The organism is Halorubrum yunnanense (genome assembly GCF_026586675.1).
Lineage (GTDB): Archaea > Halobacteriota > Halobacteria > Halobacteriales > Haloferacaceae > Halorubrum > Halorubrum yunnanense.
The window spans coordinates 1-1,126 of sequence record NZ_JAODIX010000095.1; the positions used below are offsets into that span (position 1 = coordinate 1).

At 55.2% G+C, this 1,126-nt stretch carries 2 protein-coding genes and 1 pseudogene; 2 read left to right on the forward strand and 1 reads right to left on the reverse strand.

Annotated features, from left to right (window positions below; translation table 11 throughout):
* The coding region (gene tnpA / locus N5096_RS16020; protein ID WP_267665790.1) for an IS200/IS605 family transposase at positions 1 to 387 on the reverse strand (387 nt) is incomplete at its 3' end.
* A 55-nt stretch (positions 388 to 442) separates the two neighbouring features.
* On the opposite strand from tnpA, the gene N5096_RS16025 reads away from it, so the two are divergent.
* Complete coding sequence (locus tag N5096_RS16025) at positions 443 to 577, forward strand: plasmid partition protein ParG (protein WP_092564779.1); 135 nt, start codon at positions 443 to 445, stop codon at positions 575 to 577.
* A pseudogene (locus N5096_RS16030) lies at positions 577 to 1,126 on the forward strand (RNA-guided endonuclease TnpB family protein); the annotation flags it as partial. The gene N5096_RS16025 and the pseudogene N5096_RS16030, both read left to right, overlap by 1 nt.

The following is a 1,126-nucleotide window of genomic DNA, read 5'->3' on the forward strand; positions in this document are numbered from 1 at the left end:
TGTACGTTCGATATACTGTCCAATCGTCTCGCTGGATACCTGACCAGCCGTTCCGATGTAGTACGATTGTTCCCAGAACCCACCGCTCCACAGATACTCCTCCAAGTACGACTCGTGTTGTTCCCACATCTCCCGCGCCGTGATGCTCTTGACCGTCCGTGCAATCTCGCTCGGTGCGTGCTTCGGGTGGGCTGACAGGAATAGGTGTATGTGGTCGGGTGAGATGTGGAGCGACAGTATCTCGTAGTCGTACTCGTCACACACGTCTCGGAAACTCACTTCTAACGAGTCCTCGATTGGTTCGAGAATCGCGTGACGGTACTTTGGACACCACACGAAGTGGTAGTTGACGTTGTACACCGTGTGGTTCGACCGCTTCTCACCCATACAGACAGTACGTGGACAAAAGTTAAGGATTTCAGTATCTAAGTAAGAGTGTGAGATGACAAAACGACTGTCCGTAGACTTCGAGGACGATGTGTACAAGGAGTTCTCGAAGAAGTGCATCGAGGTTGACGAAACCAAGTCCGACGTAGTGCGTGGACTCGTCAACGACTGGCTCAACGAATCCGAATAATGACCGACGCACAGGCTCTCGTCAAGACGCTGGACTTCCAACTCGACATTCAGAGTAACAACGAGAGTCTGCTGTACGACGCCACATTCGAAGCCCGCTCGGTGTACAACGAAACCATCCGACTCGCCAAGCAAGGCGTGGAGTGGGACGACATCCCCGACCGAGTAGCCGACGGCGCCGACCTCGTGAAAAACACGACACAGCGCGTCGTCGCCAAGGCTCTCGGCGCGATGGAGAACTATTACGAGTACGACGACTTCGGCCAGCCGAGTCACACCACGGATGGCGCGTATCCGCTCCGAGCGAACTTCACGGAGGGGTACAACCTGTCGCTCACCGACGACGGTGACGTGGGGTTCCGAATCAGCGCGAAGCCCTACAAACACGTCAAGGGTATTCTCGAAGGCGACGACGCCCACCTCGACATTCTCAAGACTGCACTCGAAAGCGACGAGTGGAAGATTGGGACGGCAGAAGCCCTGTTCCACAACGAGAATGCCGAGTTGCATGTCAACGTCACCGACACGGAACAGACCGTTCGAGACAAGC

Excerpts from the sequence above, each read along its gene's own strand:
- N5096_RS16025 (WP_092564779.1), top strand. The coding sequence starts at position 443 with ATGACAAAACGACTGTCCGTAGACTTCGAGGACGATGTGTACAAGGAG.